The organism is Arsenophonus nasoniae DSM 15247, assembly GCF_000429565.1.
GTDB classification, from domain to species: Bacteria; Pseudomonadota; Gammaproteobacteria; order Enterobacterales; family Enterobacteriaceae; genus Arsenophonus; species Arsenophonus nasoniae.
The window spans coordinates 1-1749 of the sequence record NZ_AUCC01000209.1; the positions used below are offsets into that span (position 1 = coordinate 1).

Sequence of the window (1749 nt, forward strand, 5' to 3'; positions counted from 1 at the left end):
TTTTTCTATAAAATTTCAACAAGACTTTTTGTACGATAAAAAACCAGTTTTAAAAAATGAAATAAGTGATAAAAAATATTTATTTAATACTAAAATGTAGTAGCTCAGACTAGATCTGACAGTTACCGGTTATTTATACAGTATCTGTCAGATCTAGTCTGAGCTACTACATTTTTATTTGCCCGATTGATGAAGATAGTTATACTTTGTTGCCCGAATAAAGAGGAGAATGTCAACGCAGTCGTTTGCTAGCAAGTTTATAAACTTCACTATGTTCACGTTTTCCAACGGCAACAACTGCAATGATTAACTCATCCTTAAAGATTTGGTAAACAAGTCTGAAGCCAGATGATCTGAGTTTAATCTTATAGCAATTTTGCATTCCTCTCAGCCTGGCTGCTGGAATATGCGGATTCTCAGCGCATTTCTTCAACTTCCTGGCGAATTGCTGTTGAATGGAACGATCAAGATTGTTCCATTCTTTGAGTGCATCAGTTCTGAACTTAACCTTGTAGATCATAAGTAACGATCCAGATTGACATCATGTAATGTCTGCTCTGCACGCTCTTTGACTAGGTTTGCTAATTCCTGGTCATCAATAAACTCTAACATTTGTTCATATAACTCGGCAGGAATGCAGTAAAACGCAGGTTGATTACGATTCAAAATTGCAACCGGATACCCATCTCCTGAATTGACTGTTGCCATAGGGTTTGTTTTCAATTCCGTAATGCTAGCTGTTGTTGTACTAAGAATGGTTGTTGGCATAAAAACCTCACTAAGAAACCTATTTATAGGTTTTATTTTAACACCAAAAAACTCATTAACAAGTCTTTTTATGGAGCCGATATGTTTTCTTCTTTATCTTTTGCAGGCCTCCAACCTCACCTCAAAACGGCAATTCGCTGGATATATCAGAAAACCTTTTCCGCTAAAGACCGCATCGCCTTCTACGACATGCTGGCCTTTTTGCTGGATAACAACAAATCGTTGCAACAAGCCTTTATCGATATGCGCAACGTGATCACCGATTTTGGCCGCAAACATCATCCCTACGCGGTGCTGTTGACCGATTGCCTGTCTGCGCTGGATGAGGGGCAAGGGGCGTTTGAAAAAGTGCTGTTCGATTGGGTCCCGGTTCAGGAAGCCACCTTGATTGGCTCAGGTATCCTTTCCGGCAAGCTCTCCGATGCCTTGCGTCGTGCCAGCCAAATTGTGGAAGGCAAGAAAACCATGGTCTCCGCCCTGTTCGGCGCATTGGCCTACCCCTGTTTTCTACTGGGGATTGTAGTGCTGATGATGCACATGGTCTGTGAAAAGTTTATCCCCAAGCTGGCAAGACTAGTGCCGCGTGAGAAATGGGATGGGCCTTTAAGCCTGCTCACCGGTATTTCTGAATTTATTGTTAATTTTGAGTGGTTACTGCTGTTTGGCCTGCTAGCTCTGATCGGATTGATGGTATGCTCAATGGGGCATTGGGTCAGTCGAAAAATTGCCGACAATCTGCCGCCATGGTCAGTCTATCGCGCCGTGCAGGGCGTTTACTTTTTGCTGAATATCGCCGCCTTGCTGCGCGTCAATATCCCGGTCATGCAGGCGGTCAATATGCTTGGCGAAACCGCTAGCCCGTGGCTGGAAAGGCGCATTAATGAAACGCTCCATTATATGCGACAAGGTCAAGGTCAAGGTGAACGTAGCACGCTACGCGTGAGCGGCGCAGCGGTGCTGCTTCGGGGATGTTAATGAGTT

Annotated in this window: 3 protein-coding genes; 1 reads left to right on the forward strand and 2 read right to left on the reverse strand. The window is 43.7% G+C overall.

Annotated features, from left to right (window positions below):
- Positions 1–232: 232 nt before the first annotated feature.
- Entirely contained in the window at positions 233–520 is a 288-nt protein-coding gene (locus G468_RS0117525) for a type II toxin-antitoxin system RelE family toxin (RefSeq protein WP_026824095.1), read from the reverse strand.
- Positions 517–768 (reverse strand): type II toxin-antitoxin system Phd/YefM family antitoxin, encoded by a 252-nt coding sequence (locus tag G468_RS0117530; RefSeq protein WP_026824096.1) that lies wholly within the window; start codon positions 766–768, stop codon positions 517–519. Before G468_RS0117530 ends, G468_RS0117525 begins: the two co-directional genes overlap by 4 nt.
- Before the next feature lie 81 nt (positions 769–849).
- Here G468_RS0117530 and G468_RS21865 point away from each other — a divergent pair, with 81 nt between their 5' ends.
- The gene (locus G468_RS21865) at positions 850–1743 is read left to right on the forward strand and encodes a type II secretion system F family protein (protein ID WP_081700726.1); all 894 of its coding nucleotides are present in this window, start codon (positions 850–852) and stop codon (positions 1741–1743) included.
- Positions 1744–1749 lie beyond the last annotated feature (6 nt).

Bases quoted from the DNA above. Each gene is read 5' to 3' on its own strand.
- G468_RS0117530 (WP_026824096.1), bottom strand. From the start codon at position 768: ATGCCAACAACCATTCTTAGTACAACAACAGCTAGCATTACGGAATTG.
- G468_RS21865 (WP_081700726.1), top strand. From the start codon at position 850: ATGTTTTCTTCTTTATCTTTTGCAGGCCTCCAACCTCACCTCAAAACG.
- G468_RS0117525 (WP_026824095.1), bottom strand. From the start codon at position 520: ATGATCTACAAGGTTAAGTTCAGAACTGATGCACTCAAAGAATGGAAC.